This window comes from Stenotrophomonas sp. 05N423 (genome assembly GCF_056397145.1).
This window is the reverse complement of record NZ_JBFTMV010000013.1, coordinates 22,783-42,828: the sequence shown is the minus strand read 5'-3', so window position 1 is coordinate 42,828 and position 20,046 is coordinate 22,783. Positions and strand designations below refer to the sequence as shown.

Annotated in this window: 19 protein-coding genes; 12 read left to right on the top strand and 7 right to left on the bottom strand. The window is 68.1% G+C overall.

All coding sequences use genetic code 11. The features are described 5' to 3' along the window. Window positions 1-94 precede the first annotated feature (94 nt). The 3 genes from rplQ to AC1DGW_RS16305 all read left to right on the top strand — a co-directional run bounded on the left by rplQ (window position 95) and on the right by AC1DGW_RS16305 (window position 2,744). The gene (gene rplQ, locus AC1DGW_RS16315) at window positions 95-481 is read left to right on the top strand and encodes a 50S ribosomal protein L17 (RefSeq protein WP_456118292.1); all 387 of its coding nucleotides are present in this window, start codon (window positions 95-97) and stop codon (window positions 479-481) included. 323 nt (window positions 482-804) lie between these two features. Next, complete coding sequence (locus tag AC1DGW_RS16310) at window positions 805-1,320, top strand: disulfide bond formation protein B (protein WP_478025021.1); 516 nt, start codon at window positions 805-807, stop codon at window positions 1,318-1,320. 44 nt (window positions 1,321-1,364) lie between these two features. Then, window positions 1,365-2,744 carry a class II 3-deoxy-7-phosphoheptulonate synthase gene (locus AC1DGW_RS16305; RefSeq protein WP_478025019.1) on the top strand — a complete coding sequence of 460 codons (1,380 nt, stop codon included), beginning with the start codon at window positions 1,365-1,367 and terminating at the stop codon, window positions 2,742-2,744. Between the two features lie 77 nt (window positions 2,745-2,821). Here AC1DGW_RS16305 and AC1DGW_RS16300 read toward each other — a convergent pair whose 3' ends face one another. The 3 genes from AC1DGW_RS16300 to typA form a co-directional block, all read right to left on the bottom strand. Continuing rightward, window positions 2,822-4,411, bottom strand: coding sequence for an amidase (locus AC1DGW_RS16300; RefSeq protein WP_478025017.1), 1,590 nt, complete (start codon window positions 4,409-4,411; stop codon window positions 2,822-2,824). Window positions 4,412-4,565: 154 nt separating this feature from the next. Next, on the bottom strand, window positions 4,566-5,048 hold the full coding sequence (locus AC1DGW_RS16295) for a DUF2127 domain-containing protein (RefSeq protein WP_478025015.1): 483 nt from the start codon (window positions 5,046-5,048) through the stop codon (window positions 4,566-4,568). Between the two features lie 5 nt (window positions 5,049-5,053). After that, on the bottom strand, window positions 5,054-6,883 hold the full coding sequence (gene typA / locus AC1DGW_RS16290; protein WP_153190548.1) for a translational GTPase TypA: 1,830 nt from the start codon (window positions 6,881-6,883) through the stop codon (window positions 5,054-5,056). A 204-nt stretch (window positions 6,884-7,087) separates the two neighbouring features. Here typA and AC1DGW_RS16285 point away from each other — a divergent pair, with 204 nt between their 5' ends. The 6 genes from AC1DGW_RS16285 (at window position 7,088) to AC1DGW_RS16260 (ending at window position 13,145) form a co-directional block, all read left to right on the top strand. Next, the gene (locus AC1DGW_RS16285; protein WP_478025012.1) at window positions 7,088-7,582 is read left to right on the top strand and encodes a peptidylprolyl isomerase; all 495 of its coding nucleotides are present in this window, start codon (window positions 7,088-7,090) and stop codon (window positions 7,580-7,582) included. A 121-nt stretch (window positions 7,583-7,703) separates the two neighbouring features. Continuing rightward, a complete protein-coding gene (locus AC1DGW_RS16280; RefSeq protein ID WP_478025010.1) occupies window positions 7,704-8,687 on the top strand; it encodes a malate dehydrogenase in 984 nt (327 codons plus the stop codon). A gap of 104 nt (window positions 8,688-8,791) precedes the next feature. Continuing rightward, window positions 8,792-9,415, top strand: a complete 624-nt coding sequence (locus AC1DGW_RS16275; RefSeq protein ID WP_478025008.1) for an RluA family pseudouridine synthase — start codon at window positions 8,792-8,794, stop codon at window positions 9,413-9,415. 94 nt (window positions 9,416-9,509) lie between these two features. Continuing rightward, window positions 9,510-11,390, top strand: coding sequence for a propionate--CoA ligase (gene prpE, locus AC1DGW_RS16270; protein WP_478025006.1), 1,881 nt, complete (start codon window positions 9,510-9,512; stop codon window positions 11,388-11,390). Window positions 11,391-11,510: 120 nt separating this feature from the next. Beyond that, a complete protein-coding gene (locus AC1DGW_RS16265; protein ID WP_478025004.1) occupies window positions 11,511-11,990 on the top strand; it encodes a hypothetical protein in 480 nt (159 codons plus the stop codon). 99 nt (window positions 11,991-12,089) lie between these two features. Further along, window positions 12,090-13,145: a suppressor of fused domain protein gene (locus tag AC1DGW_RS16260; RefSeq protein WP_478025002.1), complete on the top strand. Its 1,056-nt coding sequence runs from the start codon at window positions 12,090-12,092 to the stop codon at window positions 13,143-13,145. 24 nt (window positions 13,146-13,169) lie between these two features. On the opposite strand, the gene AC1DGW_RS16255 is transcribed toward AC1DGW_RS16260, so the two are convergent. Both AC1DGW_RS16255 and AC1DGW_RS16250 read right to left on the bottom strand, forming a co-directional pair. Next, on the bottom strand, window positions 13,170-14,657 hold the full coding sequence (locus AC1DGW_RS16255) for a sensor histidine kinase (protein ID WP_478025000.1): 1,488 nt from the start codon (window positions 14,655-14,657) through the stop codon (window positions 13,170-13,172). Next, entirely contained in the window at window positions 14,654-15,373 is a 720-nt protein-coding gene (locus tag AC1DGW_RS16250; RefSeq protein ID WP_478024998.1) for a response regulator transcription factor, read from the bottom strand. Before AC1DGW_RS16250 ends, AC1DGW_RS16255 begins: the two co-directional genes overlap by 4 nt. A 144-nt stretch (window positions 15,374-15,517) precedes the next feature. Here AC1DGW_RS16250 and msrB point away from each other — a divergent pair, with 144 nt between their 5' ends. From msrB to msrA, 3 genes are read left to right on the top strand one after another with little or no spacing between them, the layout of a single operon-like run. After that, entirely contained in the window at window positions 15,518-16,021 is a 504-nt protein-coding gene (gene msrB, locus AC1DGW_RS16245) for a peptide-methionine (R)-S-oxide reductase MsrB (RefSeq protein ID WP_478024996.1), read from the top strand. A gap of 34 nt (window positions 16,022-16,055) precedes the next feature. Then, the gene (locus AC1DGW_RS16240; protein ID WP_478024994.1) at window positions 16,056-17,813 is read left to right on the top strand and encodes a cytochrome c biogenesis protein DipZ; all 1,758 of its coding nucleotides are present in this window, start codon (window positions 16,056-16,058) and stop codon (window positions 17,811-17,813) included. 16 nt (window positions 17,814-17,829) lie between these two features. Further along, complete coding sequence (gene msrA / locus AC1DGW_RS16235; protein ID WP_478024992.1) at window positions 17,830-18,564, top strand: peptide-methionine (S)-S-oxide reductase MsrA; 735 nt, start codon at window positions 17,830-17,832, stop codon at window positions 18,562-18,564. Between the two features lie 81 nt (window positions 18,565-18,645). Here the strand turns inward: msrA and AC1DGW_RS16230 are convergent, their stop codons facing one another. Both AC1DGW_RS16230 and AC1DGW_RS16225 read right to left on the bottom strand, forming a co-directional pair. Next, window positions 18,646-19,263 (bottom strand): glutathione S-transferase family protein, encoded by a 618-nt coding sequence (locus tag AC1DGW_RS16230; protein WP_478024990.1) that lies wholly within the window; start codon window positions 19,261-19,263, stop codon window positions 18,646-18,648. Window positions 19,264-19,347: 84 nt separating this feature from the next. Then, window positions 19,348-19,806, bottom strand: a complete 459-nt coding sequence (locus AC1DGW_RS16225) for a cell wall hydrolase (RefSeq protein ID WP_054663411.1) — start codon at window positions 19,804-19,806, stop codon at window positions 19,348-19,350. Window positions 19,807-20,046 lie beyond the last annotated feature (240 nt).

Sequence of the window (20,046 nt, the reverse complement as noted above, 5' to 3'; positions counted from 1 at the left end):
AAGGGGCGGCCAGGACCATCCGCAGTCCACAGCAGCAACGCCAGGATGGCGACAACGAAGTCCAACGACCCATCATTGACCAAGGAATAGACCCATGCGCCACCAGAAGTCGGGCCGCAAGTTCAACCGCACCAGCGCCCACCGCGAAGCGATGTTCAAGAACATGGCCGCCTCGCTGTTCAAGCACGAGCTGATCAAGACCACCCTGCCGAAGGCCAAGGAACTGCGCCGCGTCGCCGAGCCGCTGATCACCCTGGCCAAGGTTGACTCCGTCGCCAACCGTCGTCTGGCCTTCGCCCGCCTGCGTGACAAGGAAGCCGTCGGCAACCTGTTCACCGTGCTGGGCCCGCGCTACGCCACCCGTCCGGGCGGCTACCTGCGTTTGCTGAAGTGCGGCTTCCGCGCTGGCGACAACGCGCCGATGGCCTACGTCGAACTGGTGGATCGTCCGGCCGCCGTTGCCGAGGAAGTGGCCGAGTAATCGCGCCTTCCGCAGCAACCACGCATGAAACGAAAAGCCCGGCTCCGGCCGGGCTTTTTGCTTTCTGGAGGAGCAGCTTCTTCAGGAGCAGCGGCGAACCGCTGGAGTGGCTGCCAGATCCTCGAGGCCATCGGCCAGACCGGCGACGAGCCGCGCATGCCGGCGTCCGGCGGGATCGCCTATCGCCGACATGGGACACCTCTCCGCAACATGGCACTGGGCGGGCGGGGAGGTGCGCTCATGGGGGATCGTCATGCCTCGCAATGCTGTCCTGCGGCTGCCGGCCTGTTACGCTTGCCGGATCATTGATCCGGAATGACGAGATGAATCCTTTGCGGTGGAGTTTCCGCGCGCAGTGCCTGTTGGGCTTCCTTGCCTGCGCGGGTCTTCTGGCGTTCGCCATCTGGATGCAGTTGAAGATGGGGCTGGAGCCTTGCCCGCTGTGCATTTTCCAGCGCATCGCCTTCGCCGCGCTGGGCCTTGTATTCCTGTTGGGCGCACTGCACGGGCCATCGTCGCGGGGCGGCCGCGGTCTCTATGGCCTGCTCGGGTTCATCGCCGCAGCTGTGGGCGCCGGCATCGCGGGGCGTCACGTCTACGTGCAGTTGTTGCCGAAGGAGTTTGGCAGCAGCTGCGGCCCGCCGTTGAGCTTCCTCAGCGAGACCATGGGCCCGTTCGAGGTGTTCCGTACCGTGCTTACCGGCACCGGCGACTGCGGCAACATCGACTGGACGTTCCTCGGCCTGAGCATGCCGATGTGGAGCCTGGTGTGGTTCGCGCTGCTCGCCGGCTGGGCGCTGTATGCCGGCCTGCGCGTGCGCAGGACACGCCTGTTCTGACCCGTTGTTTCTTTCCGCTTCCCCCGCATCGCTACGGTAATCGCATGAACCTGTCCCAGTCCTTGTCCCCGGCCGCCTCCGCATCGCACTGGGCGCCGGACAGCTGGCGTGGGCGCCCGGCTCTGCAGATGCCGACCTATCCTGATCCACGGGCGCTGGAAGCCGCGCTGACGCAGTTGCGCCAGTTGCCGCCGCTGGTGACCTCCTGGGAGATCCTCGCGCTCAAGCAGCAGCTGGCCGAGGCACAGGAAGGCAAGCGCTTCCTGCTGCAGGGAGGCGACTGCGCGGAGAATTTCGCCGACTGCGAGTCCGGCACGATCTCCAACCGGCTCAAGGTGCTGCTGCAGATGAGCCTGGTGCTGGTGCATGGCCTGCGCAAGCCGGTGATACGGGTTGGGCGCTTCGCCGGGCAGTACGCCAAGCCGCGTTCGGCCGATACCGAGACCCGCGACGGCGTGACCCTGCCGAGCTACCGCGGCGACGTGATCAATGCGCCGGAGTTCACCGAAGCCGCGCGTGTGCCCGATCCGCAGCGGATGATCGTCGCGCATTCGCGTTCGGCGCTGACGATGAATTTCGTGCGTGCGCTGATCGACGGCGGCTTCGCCGACCTGCACCACCCCGAGTACTGGAACCTGAGCTGGATGGGCTGTTCGCCGCTGGCGGCGGAATACCAGAGGATGGTGGGCGCCATCGGCGATGCGGTGCGCTTCATGGAGACGCTGTCCGGCGCGCAGGTGCACAACCTCAACCGGGTCGATTTCTACACCTCCCACGAGGCGCTGCTGCTGCCCTATGAGCAGGCGCTGACCCGGCAGGTGCCGCGCCAGCACGGCTGGTTCAACCTGAGCACGCACTATCCCTGGATCGGCATGCGCACCGCGGCGCTGGAGGGCGCGCACGTGGAGTACCTGCGTGGCGTGCGCAACCCGATCGCGATCAAGGTGGGGCCATCGGTGCAGCCGGATCAACTGCTGCGCCTGATCGATGCGCTCAATCCCGACGACGAGCCGGGCCGGTTGAGCTTCATCCATCGCATGGGCGCGACGCAGATCGCGGACAAGCTGCCGCCGCTGCTGGATGCGGTGAAGCGCGACGGCCGGCGCGTGCTGTGGGTGTGCGATGCGATGCATGGCAACACCGAGAGCACCAGCAACGGCTACAAGACCCGTCGCTTCGACAATATCCGCCGGGAGGTGGAGCTGTCCTTCGACCTGCATGCGGCGGCCGGCACGCGCCTGGGGGGCGTGCATCTGGAGTTGACCGGCGAGGACGTCACCGAGTGCACGGGCGGCGCGCGCGAGCTCACCGAGCTGGACCTGGAGCGGGCCTACCGTTCGACCGTCGATCCGCGCCTGAACTACGAGCAGTCGCTGGAGATCGCCATGGCGATCGTGCGCAAGCAGGGCACTGTCGACGCATAGGCGGTGCCCATAGGAGCGCACTTCAGTGCGCGATGAGGGGCTCCCGGTAAAGCCCGGTCGCGCACTGAAGTGTGCTCCTACAGCGTAGGCGCGAACGCCGGTGGCTTGCGCGCCCTCGTCAGCTGTTCGTAGGCGTGTCCCAGTTCCAGCAGGCGTGGTTCGCTCCATGCGGGACCCATGAACAGCAATCCCAACGGCAGGCCATTGGCGTGGCCCATGGGTACGCTCAGGCTGGGGTAGCCGGCCACGGCCGCGGCACCGTAGCTGCCACCCGGGTAATCGTCGCCCTTGCCCGGCGTCGTGCGCCAGGCGGCGCCGGTAGTGGGGGCGATCAGCACATCGAGCCGATCGGCGCGCAGTGCGGCATCGATGCCCTCGGGGCCGGCAAGGCGGCGGGCGTTGCCGCGCGCGGCGATGTAGGCGGGGTCGTTGAGCGAACCGGCCTGTTCGGCCTGCAGCAGCAGTTCCTGGCCGAAGAAGTGCAGTTCCTGCGCGGCGTGGGCATCGTTGAAGGCGATCAGGGCGCCGAGTGAATCGACCGGGGTGTGCCATTGCTGGAAATAGCGGTTCAGCCCGTTCTTGAATTCGTACAGCAGAACCGTCTGCTCGTCCTTTTCCCAGCTGTCCTCGCTGGGCAGGGCGGTGTCGATGACGGTGGCGCCGGCGGCACGCATCGCGGCCACCGCTTGGTCCAGGAGCGGCTTGATCTCCGCACGCCCGGCAAGCGCGTTGCGCAGCACGCCGATGCGCGCGCCGCGCAAGGCGTCAGGGCGCAGGCGTGCGCTGTAGTCGTATACCGCCCGTCCGGGCATCGCCGCGGTGGCGGGATCGGATTCGTCGCGACCGGCCATCGCCGCAAGCAGCAAGGCGGCATCGGCAACGCTGCGCGCCATCGGTCCGGCGGTGTCCTGGCTGAAGGAGATGGGGATGATGCCGTCGCGACTGACCAGGCCTACGGTCGGCTTGAGGCCGACGATGCCGTTGACGGCTGCCGGGCAGACGATGCTGCCGTCGGTTTCGGTGCCGATGGCGGCCACGGCCAGATTGGCGGCGACGGCCACGGCGCTGCCCGAACTGGATCCGCAGGGGTTGTGGTCCAGCGCATACGGGTTGCGGGTCTGGCCGCCCAGCGCGCTCCAGCCCGAGGTCGAGCCGGTGGAGCGGAAGTTGGCCCATTCGCTCAGGTTGGTCTTGCCCAGGATCACCGCGCCGGCGTCGCGCAGGCGCTGCACCAGGAAGGCGTCGCGCTGCGGGCGGAATGTCTTCAGCGCCAGTGAACCGGCGGTGTTGTGCATGGGTGTGGCGCCGATGTTGTCCTTGAGCAGGACCGGCATGCCGTGCAGCGGACCGCGGATGCGGCCGGCGCGGCGCTCGGCATCGCGCTGGGCGGCTTCGCGGCGCGCGGCGGGATTGATCTCGATCACCGAGCGCAGCGCCGGACCTGCGCGGTCCAGCAGGGCGATGCGGCGCAGGTAGGCATCGGTGAGGGTGACGCTGTCGAGCTCGCCGGCCGTCATTCGCGACTGCAGTTCGGCGATGCCGGCTTCCTGGTAGGGGAACGGCGGTTCGCTGGCCGGGGGGGCGCTGGAGGTCCGCTGGCAGGCGCAGCACAACATTGCCGCCAGCAGGGGCAGGAGCAGTCGGGAACGCTTCGGGATGGGCAGCATGCCGCGCAGGCTATCGGGCCCTGCAGGCCTTGGCAAACACGCCTCCGGCGCGAAGCCACTACCCACGACCCAGGCACGCTGCTGCGCGCGGTTCAGCGCGATGTGGGGCGTAGGGCGTAAGGGGAGGTCGTACGCGATCCCGGGGAGCCGAACGTCAGCGCGCGACCGGCGGCCGGCGTTTGCCGATGTCCCGGGCCAGCACCCAGACCACGAGGATGTTGACGGCCAGCAGTAGCCAGGAGGCCCAGCCGGGATGGCGGGCGATGGCGTAGACGTCCAGCGGCAGGTACAGCGCCGCGGAAATGCAGCCCAGCCACGAAGCCCACGCCTTGGCGCGCCACAGGCCCCAGGCCTCCAGCGAGCGCAGCAGGCCATAGGCGACCAGGGCGATGGCGCCGACGTGCACGGTGTCGGGCGTGATCATGTCCAGCAGCGTGGAGAACGACCCATGCTCGGGATCGGCACCGACGCGGCGGATCAGCGTATTGACGATGGTGCGCAGGGGAGCGGGCCCGGAGATCTCCAGGCCCGCGGCGGCGAGGAAGGCCAGCACGGCCTTGATCGCTTCCAGCAGTGCGATGGCGGCAAGTCCCGGATGCGCGTGCGGATCCGGGTTGTAGGGCTTGCGCGCGGTCAAGTCGATCAGCCGGCGCGGGAGGCGCGCTTGCGATCGCTTTCGGTCAGGAACTTCTTGCGCAGGCGGATCTCCTTCGGGGTGATTTCCACCAGTTCGTCGTCGTCGATGAAGTCCAGGGCCTGCTCCAGCGAGAACTTGATGGCCGGGGTCAGCTGGATCGCGTCGTCCTTGCCCGAAGCGCGCATGTTGGTCAGCGGCTTGGTCTTGATCGCGTTGACGGTCAGGTCGTTGTCCTTGGAGTGGATGCCGATCAGCTGGCCTTCGTACACGTTGTCGCCTTCGGCGGCGAACAGCTTGCCGCGTTCCTGCAGCGGGCCCAGCGAGTAGGCCGGCGTGGCGCCCGGGGCGTTGGCGATCATCACGCCGTTCAGGCGCTTGGCGATGGCGCCCTGTTCCTTCGGGCCGTAGTGGTCGAACACGTGGAACAGCAGGCCCGAACCCTGGGTCAGGGTCTTGAACTCGTTCTGGAAGCCGATCAGGCCGCGCGCCGGGATCTTGAAGTCAAGGCGCACGCGGCCCTTGCCATCGGATTCCATGTTTTCCAGCAGGGCCTTGCGGGTGCCCAGCTTCTCCATCACGCCGCCCTGGTGCTGCTCTTCGATGTCCACCACCAGCTGTTCGATCGGCTCCATCAGCTGGCCGTCGATTTCCTTGATGATGACTTCCGGGCGCGACACGGCCAGTTCATAGCCTTCGCGACGCATGGTTTCGATCAGCACCGACAGGTGCAGCTCGCCGCGGCCGGAAACCAGGAACTTGTCGGCGTCTTCCAGCTGCTCGACCTTCAGCGCCACGTTGTGCACGGTCTCGCGTTCCAGACGCTCCTTCAGCTGGCGGCTGGTCAGGAACTTGCCGCCGGACAGGTCCTTGTTGCCGGCGAACGGCGAGTTGTTGACCTGGAAGGTCATCGAGATGGTCGGCTCGTCCACGGTCAGGGCCGGCAGCGCCTCCGGGGTGTCCAGCGCGCAGACGGTGTCGGAGATGGTCAGTTCCTGGATGCCGGAGATGGCCACGATGTCGCCGGCCTGGGCTTCCTCGACCTCGATGCGCTCCAGGCCCATGAAGCCCAGCACCTGCAGGATCTTGCCCTGGCGCTTCTTGCCTTCGCGGTCGACGATGCTGACCGGCATGTTCTTCTTGACCTTGCCGCGCTGGATGCGGCCGATGCCGATCACGCCGACGAAGTTGTTGTAGTCCAGCTGGCTGATGCGCATCTGGAACGGACCTTCGGTCTCGACTTCCGGCGCCGGAACGTACTTCATGATCGCTTCGTACAGCGGGGTCATGTCGCCGTCGCGCACGGTGTCTTCCATGCCGGCGTAGCCGTTCAGGCCCGAGGCATAGACGATCGGGAAGTCCAGCTGCTCATTGGTGGCGCCGAGCTTGTCGAACAGGTCGAACACCTGGTCGATCACCCATTCCGGGCGCGCGCCCGGGCGGTCCACCTTGTTGACCACGACGATCGGCCTGAAGCCCATCGCGAAGGCCTTCTGGGTGACGAAGCGGGTCTGCGGCATCGGGCCGTCCATCGCGTCGACCAGCAGCAGCACCGAATCGACCATCGACAGCACGCGCTCCACTTCGCCGCCGAAGTCGGCGTGTCCGGGGGTGTCGACGATGTTGATGCGGTTGCCCTGCCAGTTGATGGCGGTGTTCTTGGCCAGGATGGTGATGCCGCGTTCCTTTTCCTGGTCGTTGCTGTCCATCACGCGCTCAGCCAGCACCGTGCGCTCGGACAGGGTGCCAGACTGCTTCAGCAACTGGTCGACGAGGGTGGTCTTGCCATGGTCGACGTGGGCGACGATGGCGATGTTGCGAAGGTTTTCGATGGACATGCGAAAGACGGCCAGCCGGTGCCGTGAATGGGGAAAAGAAGTCCAACATTATACGGGCATGTGGCCGATCTGCGAAAAGGGGCCGTGAAGGGCCTCGGAACGGGCATTCAGCCAACGGCCGGGCGGGGGCGGGGGAGGTCGGTCTGTCGGGGCGGGTGTATCCTATGCGGTCTGCGATAGACGTATTCTCCCACAAGGATTCCCATGTCCCTGACCGCCCATTTCGACACCTCCCGCGGCCCGATCAAGGTCGAGCTGTTCGCCGACAAGGCGCCGCTGACCGTGGCCAATTTCGTCAACCTGGCCAAGCGCGGGTTCTACGACGGCCTGAACTTCCACCGCGTGATCGCCGATTTCATGATCCAGGGTGGCTGCCCGGAAGGTTCCGGCCGCGGCGGCCCGGGCTACCGTTTCGAGGACGAGACCAGCAACGGCGTGCGCCATGAGCGCGGCGTGCTGTCCATGGCCAATGCCGGCCCGAACACCAACGGCAGCCAGTTCTTCATCACCCACATCAAGACCGATTGGCTGGATGGCAAGCACACCGTGTTCGGCAAGGTGACCGAAGGCCTGGACGTGGTCGATTCGGTCAAGCAGGGCGACCAGATCAACAAGATCACCATCGAGGGCGATGCCGACGCCGTGCTGGCCGCCCAGGCCGACCGCGTGGCCGAGTGGAACAAGATCCTCGCCGCCTGACCTGCCGACGGCCACCCGCAAAGGTGGCCGTTCTGGTGATGCCGACTCATTCCAGCCCCGTCTCCGCGGCCGCGAAGGCCGGGGCAGTCCCAAGACACCTTTCTTAGCAGAGGAAACCCCCATGAAAGCACCCGTACGTGTCGCCGTGACCGGCGCTGCCGGCAATATCGGCTACGCCCTGCTGTTCCGCATCGCTTCCGGCGAAATGCTGGGCAAGGACCAGCCGGTCATCCTGCAGCTGCTCGAGATCGACAACGAAAAGGCCCAGGCCGCGCTGAAGGGCGTGGTCATGGAACTGGAAGACTGCGCGTTCCCGCTGCTGGCCGGCGTGGTGACCACCGCCGACCCGCTGGTGGCGTTCAAGGACGTCGACGTGGCCCTGCTGGTCGGCGCCCGTCCGCGCGGCCCGGGCATGGAGCGCAAGGACCTGCTGCTGGAGAACGCCAAGATCTTCACCGTGCAGGGCAAGGCGCTCAATGCCGTCGCCAGGCGCGACGTGAAGGTGCTGGTGGTCGGCAATCCGGCCAACACCAATGCCTACATCGCCATGAAGTCGGCGCCGGACCTGGACCCGAAGAACTTCACCGCCATGCTGCGCCTGGACCACAACCGCGCCCTGAGCCAGCTGTCGGCCAAGACCGGCAAGGCCGTGGACAGCTTCGAGAAGTTCACCGTGTGGGGCAACCACAGCCCGACCATGTACCCGGACTACCGCTTCGCCACCACCGGCGGCGCCCAGGTGGCCGAGCTGATCAACGACCAGGAATGGAACGCCAACACCTTCATTCCGACCGTCGGCAAGCGCGGCGCGGCGATCATCGCCGCCCGTGGCCTGTCCTCGGCCGCGTCGGCCGCCAATGCCGCCATCGATCATGTGCATGACTGGGTGCTGGGCAGCAACGGCAAGTGGGTGACGATGGGTGTGCCGTCCGACGGCTCCTATGGCATTCCGGAAGGCGTGGTGTTTGGTTTCCCGGTGACCACCGAGAACGGCAAGTACACCATCATCAAGGACCTGCCGATCGACGATTTCTCCAGGAAGTACATCGACATCACCCTGGCCGAGCTGGAAGAAGAGCGCGCCGGCGTGGCCGATCTGCTGTAACCGCAGCGATCCGATGGCATGACGAACGGGGAAGCTCAGGCTTCCCCGTTCTGCTTTGGTGATACCGGCCCGTGTCCGGCTCCTGTTCTCCATCTGCGTACCGCATGTACCCCGACATCGCGCTGCACTACATCGATGACGCACTACTGGTGGCGGAAAAGCCCGCCGGCCTGCTGTCCGTGCCGGGGCGGCTGCCGGAGAACCAGGATTGCCTGGTGTCGCGGCTGCAGGCGAGGCACGCGGACGTGCTGACCGTGCACCGGCTGGACCAGGTGACCTCCGGGTTGATGCTCTACGCGCGCGGCAGGGAAGTGCAGGCGGCGTTGTCGACGCAGTTCGAACAGCGCCGCGTCGGCAAACGCTACGAGGCCGTGGTCGAGGGCATGATCGAGGACGACGGCGGCGAGATCGCCCTGCCGCTGGTCTGCGACTGGCCGAACCGGCCGAAGCAGAAGGTGGACCACGCGCACGGCAAGCCGGCGCTGACACGCTGGCGGGTGCTGGCGCGCGACGCGGCGGCGCGCCGCACGCGGGTCGAACTGGAACCGGTCACCGGGCGCAGCCACCAGCTGCGGCTGCACATGGCCAGCCTGGGCCACCCCATTGTCGGCGACGTGCTGTATGGCGCCGCGCCCGCGCCGCGCGTGCACCTGCACGCGTGCCGCCTTGCGTTCGTGCATCCGCTGACCGGCGAAGCGATGGCGTTCGTCTCGCCCTGTCCGTTCTAGCGGCTTCGGCTTTCGTCGTACGACCATCGTCGCAGGGAGCGGCGATCCACGCGGGACTATGCTCGGACGAACAAGGCAGGTGCCGGAGGGTGTCGTGCAGTACGAGCAGATCCATCGCCGTTCCATCGAGGAACCCGAGGCGTTCTGGGCCGAGGAAGCCAGGGCGATCCACTGGCACCGCCCGCCCCGGCAGATCCTGGACTACTCCAATCCGCCGTTCCGGCGCTGGTTCGTCGGCGGCCAGACCAACCTCTGCTACAACGCCGTCGACCGCCATCTGCAGGAGCGTCCCGACCAGCTGGCGCTGGTGGTCGTTTCCACCGAGACCGACACGACCCGCGAGATCACCTACCGCCAGCTGCATCGCGAAGTGAACGCATTCGCCGCGGTACTCAAGGAACTGGACGTCGGCCGCGGCGACCGCGTGGTGATCTACATGCCGAACATGGCCGAGGCGGTGTTCGCCATGTTGGCCTGCGCGCGCATCGGTGCGGTGCACTCGGTGGTGTTCGGCGGATTCGCCGCCCACAACCTGGCGCTGCGCATCGACGACGCCAGGCCGAAGCTGCTGGTCGCTGCCGACGCGGGCATGCGTGGCGGCAAGGTGATTCCGTACAAGCCCATGGTCGATGCGGCGTGCGCCGAGGCCGCCAGCCCGCCACCGAAGGTATTGATCGTCTCGCGCGGGCTGGATGCGGCCATGGCGAAGGTCCCGGGGCGCGACGAGGACTATGCCGCGCTGCGCGGACAGATCGGCGATGTCGAAGTGCCGGTGGAATGGCTGGAGTCCAACGAGCCCAGTTACCTGCTCTATACCTCCGGCACCACCGGCAAGCCGAAGGGCGTGCAGCGCGATGTCGGCGGCTACGCGGTGGCGATGGCGCAGTCGATGCGCACGGTGTTCGACTGCGCGCCGGGCCAGGTGATGTTCTCCACCTCCGACGTCGGCTGGGCGGTGGGGCATTCCTACAACGTGTACGGGCCGCTGATCGGCGGCTGCACGTCGCTGCTGTACGAAGGACTGCCGACGAATCCAGACCCCGGCATCTGGTGGGCGCTGTGCGAACAGTACGGCGTGCGCACGATGTTCTCCTCGCCCACGGCGATCCGCGTGCTGAAGAAGCACGACGCGGATTTCATCCATCGCCACGACCTGTCCGACCTGAAGTACCTGTTCCTCGCCGGCGAGCCGCTGGACGAGCCCACTGCGCAGTGGATCGGCGATGCGCTGCGCAAGCCGGTGATCGACAACTACTGGCAGACCGAGACCGGCTGGCCGGCGCTGACGCTGCTGCCGGGCCTGGACATGAAGCCGGTGAAGTTCGGCTCGCCCGGCTTTCCCAATCTCGGTTATCGGATGAAGGTGATCGACGAGCAGACCGGCGCTGAAGTCGCGCCCGGGAAGAAGGGCGTGCTGGTGATCCAGCCGCCGCTGCCACCGGGCTGTATGAGCACGGTCTGGAATGACGACGAACGGTTCCTCAAGAGTTATTTCAGCCATTTCGACGAGCTGCTGTACAGCTCGCTGGACTGGGCCATCCGCGACGAGGACGGCTATACCTTCATCCTCGGCCGCACCGACGACGTGATCAACGTGGCCGGGCACCGGCTGGGTACGCGCGAGATCGAGGAGGCCGTCTGCGGCCATCCGCGCGTGGCCGAGGCGGCGGTGATCGGCGTGCGCGACGAGCTGAAGGGACAGGTGCCTCTGGTGTTCGTCACCCTCAGGCAGGCGGCGGCCGCGGACGAGGTCGCGGTGCTGTCGGCGGAGATGGTGCGGCAGGTCACCGCGTCGCTGGGGGCGGTGGCGCGCCCGGCCCATGTGCATATCGTCAATGCGCTTCCCAAGACCCGTTCGGGTAAGCTGCTGCGGCGTTCGCTGCAGGCTCTGGCGGAGCGGCGCGACCCGGGCGATCTGTCGACACTGGACGACCCGGGCGCACTCGAGGAAATCCGCCGCGCGCTGGGGACATAGCGCGGGCCGCGGGGCGGCGATCGCAGGGGGCGGTGCGCGTGCGGGCAAGCATGACGGGGCGGGGGCTCCGGTTGCCGTTCGCGCGCATCGTGGTTGCGATGCACAAATGCGGGAGGGGGAATGGCGTTGATCCATGCCAAGACGGCGGCTGGCCGTCGCGAGATCGAAGACCGCGGGCTGCGCCTGGCGCCGGCGCTGCGTTCCGTATTGCTGCTGGTGGACGGGCAGCGCGACGGCCGTGAGCTGCAGCAGATGGCGCAGGGACTGCATGCGCCGGAGGACGTGCTGGAACAGCTGCTGGCGCTGGGGCTGATCGAGGCGGTTGGTGGCAGCATCGAGCGCGCGCCACCGGTGCCGGTCACCACGCAGCTGGGCGACGATCCGCTGCGCTGCCAGCAGTTGCGCGACTGGATGGCCGAGTCGGTGCGCAGGCACCTCGGGTTGAAGGGGTATCTGATCCAGCTCAGGATCGAGCGCAGCCGCAATGCGGTGGGGCTGGAACAGCTGTGGCCGGAAGTGGCGGCCGCCCTGGGGAAGGCCAAGAGCCCGGCATTCGCCAACCGCTGGCTGGAAGAGACCCGGGCGCTGGTACTGGCGTGATGCCTGCGACGGTCAGGGTGCGCGGCGATCCGGCGTGCGCCTGACCGCCTGCCGACGGCCGGCACTATCATGCGGCCTCTTACCCAGGGAGTCCCAGGCATGGATCGACAGGACGGCGACGAAACCGGTACCGCGGGATGGGACGCCATCAACGCGGCATTGTGCGCGTTGTATCCGGGGCAGGAGCCGAGGCACTACGGCACGCTGGTATCGCACACGCTGGGCGGCGACGATCCGCTGGACGGCATCAGCGTGTACTGGAGCGAACTGCCGCGACCGCATTGGCACTATGTCACTTACGGCTTCTCCGAGCTGTACGGCAAGCAGAGCGAAGACCTGCAGGAAAGCGGCTTCGGCTTCGAACTGACGTTCCGCCTTGCCGCCGGCGAGGGCAGGGGCGGCGACGTTCCCCTGTGGCCGCTGAACCTGATGCAGAACGTGGCGCGCTACGTGTTCGGCAGCGGCAATGTGTTCGAGGCCGGGCATCACCTCGACGCCAATGGCCCGATCGCGCTGGATGCCGACACGCAGCTGCGCCACCTGGCCTTCGTCGCCGACCCGCGGTTGCCTGCGATCGACACGCCCAACGGGCGCCTGGGTTTCCTGCAGATGGTAGGCGTGACCGACGAGGAGATGGCGGCGATCAGGCGCTGGTCGACGCTGGGTGTCATGGCCGCGCTCGAACCGGCGATGCCGTCATGGATCACCGTGCTTGAGCGCGCATCGCTGCTGCACGATCCGGCTTTGGCCGCGCAGGTGGAGGCCGGGAGCCGGCGCGAAGGTTCCGGCACCGGCATGCTGTTCGTGGACACGCTGGACTGGTCCGCCGACGGCACGGGCACCACGCTGGTGCTGGGCGCCGGGCAGGTGGACAGCGTGCTGGAGCTGCTGCCGCTGCGCCTGCCGCACGACAGGCCGCTGGTGGTGCTTGGAAGGGAGCGGCAATGGCGGTTCGAACCGGGCATCGCGGACGACCTGCAGCTGGACGACGAGAGCGCGCGCTGCGTGCTGTCCGACGACACCCTCGCGGCGATGCTGCAGAGCATCCGTTCCACGCGTGGCGTCTATCCATTGCCAGGCGGAAGGCTGCAGGTGGAAGTGGTGCCGACGCAGCTTCGCGACGGCCATGGCAACGTGATCCGCGAGATTGGCTGAGCGGTCCGCCGGCGCGGTCGGCCGTCATTCCGGCGGGGTGGGCCTGCGGCCTGCCGCCGCCAGCGAGAAGACGAACACCGCGCCGGCATCGCTCGCGGCCAGCTCTATCCGGCGCCGATGCAGCTGCAGGATCCGGTGCACGATCAGCAGGCCGAGACCACCGCTGTCCGGGCGCCGGCTGTCGAGCGCGGACGGCACGCTGAACAGCTGCGCGCGCCGTTCCGGGGCGATGCCCGGGCCGGTATCGGCGATGCGGACCTCGACATCGTCGCCGGCAGCGCGCAGCGCCACCGAGATGCGGCCGCCTTCGGGCGTATGGCGGATGGCGTTGTCGAGCAGGTTGGTCAGCACGCGTTCGACCAGCCCGAGGTCCGCCAGCACGGCGGGCAGGCCCGCAGGAATGTCCGCCTCCAGCGACTGCCGCCGCGCCCGCGCCGCCAGTTCGAACTTCTGGAATACGTCCTGTACCAGGTCCGGCAACGAGAATGCCTGCGGTTCCAGCACCACGCCGCCGTGTTCCAGCCGCGCCAGTTCGAACAGCGCCTGCGCCAGGCCGCCGACTTTGCTGCTCTGCGCCAGCGCGATGGACAGGTAGCGCCGGCGCTCGTCGGCGCCGAGCGTGGCGTCCTTCAGCGCCAGCGTTTCCAGATAGCCGTGCAGCGACGACAGCGGCGTGCGCAGGTCGTGGGAAATATTGGCGACCAGTTCGCGCCGCTGCTGGTCCTGCTGGCGCAGCTGCCGCCATTGCTCGGCGATGCGCTGCGCCATGTGGGCGAAGCTGTGCTGCAGGATGACCAGTTCGTCGCGTTCGCCCGGACGCGGCGGCGCGGACGGCGCCGGCAGCGCGGGCGCGCCGCCTTCGATGTCGAAGGCCTGGATGTCGCGCGTCAGGCGGCGCAGTGGCCGCGTGACCCAGCGGAAGGCGACGATGCCGGCGAGCAGGCCGATGGCCGCCACGATCGCCAGCGACCACAGCATGGTGCGCAGACTGGCGCTGGCCGCGACGTCTGCCGCCAGCGCGTCGCGTTGTTCGCCGACCAGTACCACATAGATGTAGCCGACCTGCCGGCCCTGTACGCGCAGCGGCGCGGCGTTGAAGACCTTGCGCCCATCGCGGCTGCGCGGGTCGTCGCCAAGGATGGGCAGAGGCGCGCCGGCCAGCAGCGCCCGCACCGGCGCCAGGTCGATGCGGTCGCGCCTGAGGTGGCCGTCCGGTGCGTCGTGGCCGAGGATGCGGCCCTGATCGTCGAGCAGGTAGACCTCGACGCTGGGATTGACCGCCATCAGCTTGCCGAACAGCGCGCGCACTTCACCGTCGCGCAGGCCGCGCCCATCCATCAGTTCGCCGCTGCGCGCGATGTGCTCGGCCAGCCCGCGCGAGAGGCGCTGCACGGTTTCCTGTTCGTGCATGCGGGTGCTGCGCATCTGGATCCAGGCCAGCGCGCCGCAGCACACCAGCAGCAGCGCGCAGAACACCAGCGACAGGCGCTGGGAGAGCGTCAGCCGGCTCATGCGTCGCTCCCGCCGCCGCCGGCCAGCTTGTAGCCGCGTCCCCACACGGTGAGGATGCGCCGCGGCGCCGCCGGGTCGCGTTCGATCTTGTTGCGCAGGCGGTTGATGTGGGTGTTGACGGTGTGTTCGTAGCCGTCGTGGCGATGGCCCCAGACCTGGTTGAGCAGGTCCATGCGCGAATACACCTGGTCCGGATGGCGGGCGAAGAAATGCAGCAGGTCGAATTCGCGCGGCGTCAGTTCCAGCGCGGCGCCATCGACCTGCGCGGTGCGCGCCACCGGATCGATGCGGATGCCGGCCACGTCGATCGCGCCGGCATCGATGCGCGCATTCTGCGCCATCGCCTCGGCCCGGCGCAGCAGCGCCTTGACCCGCGCGACCAGTTCCAGCATCGAGAAGGGTTTGGCCAGGTAGTCGTCAGCGCCCAGTTCCAGGCCGAGGATGCGGTGTACCTCGCTGGCGCGCGCGCTGGTGATGATGATGGGCGTGTAACGCGTCATCGCACGTGCGCGCCGGCAGATCTCCAGGCCGTCCACGCCGGGCAGCATCAGGTCCAGCACCAGCGCGCTCCAGGTGTCGTTCTCGAGCAGGCGCAGGCCGTCGTCGCCGGTGGCCGCGTGGGTCACCTCGTAGCCTTCGTCGCGCAGGTGCATGCGCAGCAGGTTGGCGATGTGGACATCGTCTTCGACGATCAGCACACGTCTGGCGCGGTTCATCGGCACGTCCGGCCGGCGGGGAAGTGGCCTCCATTGTCGGTGGAAGCCGGCGCCGATGTGTCACGGAAAATTTAACTCCGCGTGAGGATTCGTTGATCGCCATGGGCGCAGCATGGCCGCATCGTTCCTGCATGGAGACCGGCCATGTCCCTTACCCGTCGCAGGCTGCTTGGCATCGGCGGCGCGGTGGCCGCGGCCGGCCTGTTCGGTGCCGGCGCCTGCAGCCGGGCCGCCCCGGTACCTCCGGCCAGCCGGGGTGGCTTCGAAATCATGCGCAGCGATGCCCAGTGGCGCCGGCAACTGACACCCGCGCAGTACGCGGTGCTGCGCGGGCAGGGTACCGAGCGCGCCTTCAGCAGTCCGCTCGACAACGAGCACCGGCGTGGCACCTTCCATTGCGCCGGCTGCGCGCTGGCGCTGTTCTCCTCGGCCACCAAGTTCGACAGCGGCACCGGCTGGCCGAGCTTCTGGGCGCCGCTGCACGGTGCGGTCGGCGAGGACCGTGACACGACCTTCGGCATGCTGCGGGTGGAAGTGCACTGCCGGCGCTGCGGCGGCCACCTCGGCCACGTGTTCGACGACGGGCCGCGCCCGACCGGGCTGCGTTACTGCATGAACGGCGTGGCCATGACCTTCGTCGCGGCCTGAGCACCGCCATCCCCGATTCCACAAAGGACTCTCCATGCTCCTGCTCCTGTTGGCCTATCTCGGCGGTGTGCTCACGATCCTCAGTCCGTGCATCCTGCCGGTGCTGCCGTTCGTGTTCGCGCGTTCGGACCGGCCGTTCCTGCGCAGCGGGTTGCCGTTGCTGGCCGGCATGGCGCTGATGTTCGCGGTCGTCGCCAGCCTGGCGGCGGTCGGCAGCCGCTGGGTGGCACAGGCCAACCAGGCCGGGCGCTGGATCGCGCTGGTGGTGATGGCGCTCTTCGCTCTGGCCTTGCTGTGGCCCGCGCTGGCGGACCGGCTGCTGTCGCCCCTGCAACGGATCGGCGGGCGGCTGGGCGCGTCGGCCGGCGACGGCGGTGGCGTCGGCAGTTCGCTGCTGATCGGGGTCGCCACCGGCTTGCTGTGGGCGCCGTGCGCCGGACCGATCCTGGGGCTGATCCTCACCGGTGCGGCGCTGCAGGGCGCCAGTATCGGCACCAGCGGCCTGCTGCTGGCCTACGCGCTGGGAGCGGCGACATCGCTGGCGCTGGCGGTGTGGATCGGCGGCCGCGTGTTCGCCGCGCTGAAGCGGCACCTGGGCGCGGGCGAATGGATCCGACGGGGACTGGGCGTGGCCGCGCTGCTGGCGGTGGTCTCGATCGCGATGGGCTGGGACACCGGCGTGTTGACCCGGCTGTCGACGTTGAGCACCGCACGCCTGGAGCAGGGGCTTCTCGACGCGCTGCCCGCGCATGAACCGGCGGCGGGCGGTTCCATGATGATGATGGCTGCGAGCGATGCCGCGCCGCCGGCGTTGCCGGTCGAAGGTGCGCTGCCGCCGCTGGCCGGCGCCACCGGCTGGCTCAACAGCCCGCCACTGGATGTGCAGGCGCTGCGTGGCAAGGTAGTGCTGGTCGATTTCTGGACCTACTCCTGCATCAACTGCCTGCGTGCGCTGCCGCATGTGCGCCAATGGTACGAGCGCTATCGCGATCACGGGCTGGTGGTGATCGGCGTGCATGCGCCGGAGTTCGCGTTCGAGCGCGACGTGCGCAACGTACAGCGGGCCGTGGAGGATCTGGGTGTCGCCTGGCCGGTCGCGCTCGACAACGATTTCGCGATCTGGCGCGGGTTCGACAACCGCTACTGGCCCGCGCACTATTTCATCGATGCGCAGGGGCGCATCCGCGCCCATCACTTCGGCGAGGGCGACTACGGGGAATCCGAGCGGATCATCCGCGAGCTGCTGCGCGAAGCGGGCAACACGTTGCCTGGCGACACGACGCCTGCACCGGCCATGTCCGCACTTCGTGGCGGCGTCGAGCGCGAGGCGGACATGGGCAACCTGCGTTCGCCGGAAACCTATATCGGCCATGCACGCGCGGAGAACTTCGCGTCGCCGGGCGGACTGCGCCCGGGCAGGGCGTTCGACTACACCGTGCCGCCCCGGCTGGCACTGAATCAGTGGGCGCTGGGTGGCCGCTGGCTCGTCGGCGAGGAGGATGCGCGGCTGCAGCAGGTGGGCGGCCGCATCGCATTCCGCTTCCATGCGCGCGACCTGCACCTGGTGCTGGCACCGGAGGTGGCCGGCAAACCGGTACGTTTCAAGGTGCGTATCGACGGCCATGCGCCAGGCGCCATGGCCGGCGGCGATGTAAGCGCCGATGGCGATGGGCAGGTGGACGGCAACCGCCTGTACCAGCTGATCCGCCAGGACGGCGCCGTGAAGGAGCGCAGCTTCGAGATCGAGTTCCTCGACCCGGGCGTGCGCGCTTACGCCTTTACCTTCGGTTGAACCACGGAGACCGGCGATGAAACCCGCGATGGACAAACTGGTTGCCGGCGGCGTTGCGGTCCTGATCGCCGGCCTGCTGGTGCTCGCCGTATTGGGCCTCGATCGGCCGGTGCACGCCGCCTCCACGCCGGTAAGCGTGCCTGCGCCGGTCGGCATCGCCGATCTGCGCCAGCCCGGCGTGATGCATGCACGCGTGGTATTCGCCGGTGGCTGCTTCTGGGGCGTGCAGGGCGTGTTCCAGCATGTGAAGGGGGTGGAGAGCGCGGTGTCCGGTTACATCGGCGGCAGCGCGGCTGACGCCCGCTACGCGCGCGTGGGTACGGGCACGACCGGCCACGCCGAAGCGGTACAGGTGACCTACGACCCGGCGCAGGTCGGCTACGCGCAGCTGATGCAGGTGTTCTTCTCGGTGGTGCACGACCCCACGCAACTGGATCGGCAGGGCCCGGACCGTGGCAGCCAGTATCGTTCGGCGATCTATGTCGACGACGTGTCGCAGCGCGCGGCGACGCTGGCCTATATCGACCAGTTGCAGCGCAGCGGCGTGTTCGCCGCGCGGGTAGTGACCCGGGTCGATGGCGGCAAACGTTTCTACAGGGCGGAGGAATACCACCAGAACTATCTCGCCCTGCATCCGGACGCGCCGTACATCCGCATCAACGACCTGCCGAAGGTCGAAGCGCTGAAGCGGCAGTATCCGGCGCTCTATCGTGACAAGCCGCGGCTGGTGGCGACGTTGGCGGTGCGTTGATGGCCGCTTCCGGCAGGGGAAATACGACGGGCCGCCGATTCTGCAACCGGCGGCCCGTCGTTCATGCGGCGATGCGCGCGCTTACTCCAGGCCCTCGGCCTTGAGCGCGGCCTGCACGGCCGGATCGGCCTGCATGCGCTGTTCGAAGCGGTCCAGCGCGTCCATGCCGGCCAGGTCGATCTTCAGGCCGCGCGCCCAGCGCAGGGTCACGTAGGTGTAGGCATCGGCGATGGAGGGGCGCGGCGTGCCGCCCAGCCAGTCCACCTGCGCCAGGCGGTCGTTGAGGCGCTGGTACAGGCCCTTCAGCTTGTCGCGCGAATTCTGCTGGGTGCGGGCGATGACGGCCTCGTCTTCCAGGTATTTGGTCGAGCCGAAGATCGGGTAGTACACCGGATGCAGGTCGGCGTTGACGAAGGACAGCCAGCGGTTCACTTCGGCGCGGGTGCGCGGGTCGCTGCCGCCATCCAGGCCGGCGGCCGGCGCCTTGTCGCAGATGTAGTGCAGGATGGCCGCGTTCTGGGTCAGCACCCAGCCGCCGTCTTCCAGCACCGGCACCGCACCGGCCGGGTTCATGGCCAGGAATTCCGGCGACTTCATGGTCGCGTAGTCCACGACCTGCACTTCAAAGGGCAGGCCGGACCAGATCAGCGCGATGTGGTCGGCCAGGGAGCAGGCGCCGGGTTTGGTGTAGAGCTTCATCGGGTACCTCGGGGGTGGAATGACCCGAGCATTATCGTCACAGGCGCGTCGGCCGGTGTGACTGGTACGCGATCCGCCGCCGCGTCAGGACGTGCGCGGCTTGAGCGACTGCACCTTGTAGAAGGTGTGCCCGCCGATGGTCGCCACCTGGTAGGCATTGCGCCAGCTCGGGCTGGCGATGGCGTGCGCGGCGAAGTGGCTGGCGCCCGGCACGATCTCCTTGCGCTGGCCGGCCGGCAGGGCCCAGTTGCGCTCGGCGGCGAAGGCCACGTCCACGGCCTCGGCCCAGGCGTCGTTGTTGCGCAGCTGGGTGTCCGGCGCCACCAGCGTCGGGGCGAACTGCTTGCGCGCGGTCACCACCTGGCACATCGAGTCGCCCCACAGCCCGCTGTCGAGGCGGCGCAGCGCGACTTCGGCCACGGCCTGCTGGCCGCGGAGGGTCTGGTCGCGGGCTTCCAGATAGACGGTGGTACTCAGGCACAGCGAATCGGCGGCCGGCTGCGGCAACAACTGCGACAACCAGAGAATCCAGGCCAGTTTCATAGGTCTCCTTGCTCCGTATGGGCCGCAACCTGCCTGTTCCTCGCTTGGGAGGAGAACCGGACGACTGGGCTTGGCGTCATGGGGAGGCGGCCGTGGCATCGGGGCCGCCCCGTGGGCAGTCCCCGATCAACGGATCGTGGGGGCTGCGCCGTGCTCACCAGAACTGGGGGGTGAGCGGAAAGTCGGCGCAAGGTAGGGGGCTGATCCCAAACTCATCCTGAATGCGGATTCTTGACATTC

Coding starts and splice junctions, on each gene's coding strand:
- rplQ (WP_456118292.1), top strand. CDS start 95: ATGCGCCACCAGAAGTCGGGCCGCAAGTTCAACCGCACCAGCGCCCAC.
- AC1DGW_RS16310 (WP_478025021.1), top strand. CDS start 805: ATGAATCCTTTGCGGTGGAGTTTCCGCGCGCAGTGCCTGTTGGGCTTC.
- AC1DGW_RS16305 (WP_478025019.1), top strand. CDS start 1,365: ATGAACCTGTCCCAGTCCTTGTCCCCGGCCGCCTCCGCATCGCACTGG.
- AC1DGW_RS16300 (WP_478025017.1), bottom strand. CDS start 4,411: ATGCTGCCCATCCCGAAGCGTTCCCGACTGCTCCTGCCCCTGCTGGCG.
- typA (WP_153190548.1), bottom strand. CDS start 6,883: ATGTCCATCGAAAACCTTCGCAACATCGCCATCGTCGCCCACGTCGAC.
- AC1DGW_RS16285 (WP_478025012.1), top strand. CDS start 7,088: ATGTCCCTGACCGCCCATTTCGACACCTCCCGCGGCCCGATCAAGGTC.
- AC1DGW_RS16280 (WP_478025010.1), top strand. CDS start 7,704: ATGAAAGCACCCGTACGTGTCGCCGTGACCGGCGCTGCCGGCAATATC.
- AC1DGW_RS16275 (WP_478025008.1), top strand. CDS start 8,792: ATGTACCCCGACATCGCGCTGCACTACATCGATGACGCACTACTGGTG.
- AC1DGW_RS16265 (WP_478025004.1), top strand. CDS start 11,511: ATGGCGTTGATCCATGCCAAGACGGCGGCTGGCCGTCGCGAGATCGAA.
- AC1DGW_RS16260 (WP_478025002.1), top strand. CDS start 12,090: ATGGATCGACAGGACGGCGACGAAACCGGTACCGCGGGATGGGACGCC.
- AC1DGW_RS16255 (WP_478025000.1), bottom strand. CDS start 14,657: ATGAGCCGGCTGACGCTCTCCCAGCGCCTGTCGCTGGTGTTCTGCGCG.
- AC1DGW_RS16250 (WP_478024998.1), bottom strand. CDS start 15,373: ATGAACCGCGCCAGACGTGTGCTGATCGTCGAAGACGATGTCCACATC.
- msrB (WP_478024996.1), top strand. CDS start 15,518: ATGTCCCTTACCCGTCGCAGGCTGCTTGGCATCGGCGGCGCGGTGGCC.
- AC1DGW_RS16240 (WP_478024994.1), top strand. CDS start 16,056: ATGCTCCTGCTCCTGTTGGCCTATCTCGGCGGTGTGCTCACGATCCTC.
- msrA (WP_478024992.1), top strand. CDS start 17,830: ATGAAACCCGCGATGGACAAACTGGTTGCCGGCGGCGTTGCGGTCCTG.
- AC1DGW_RS16230 (WP_478024990.1), bottom strand. CDS start 19,263: ATGAAGCTCTACACCAAACCCGGCGCCTGCTCCCTGGCCGACCACATC.
- AC1DGW_RS16225 (WP_054663411.1), bottom strand. CDS start 19,806: ATGAAACTGGCCTGGATTCTCTGGTTGTCGCAGTTGTTGCCGCAGCCG.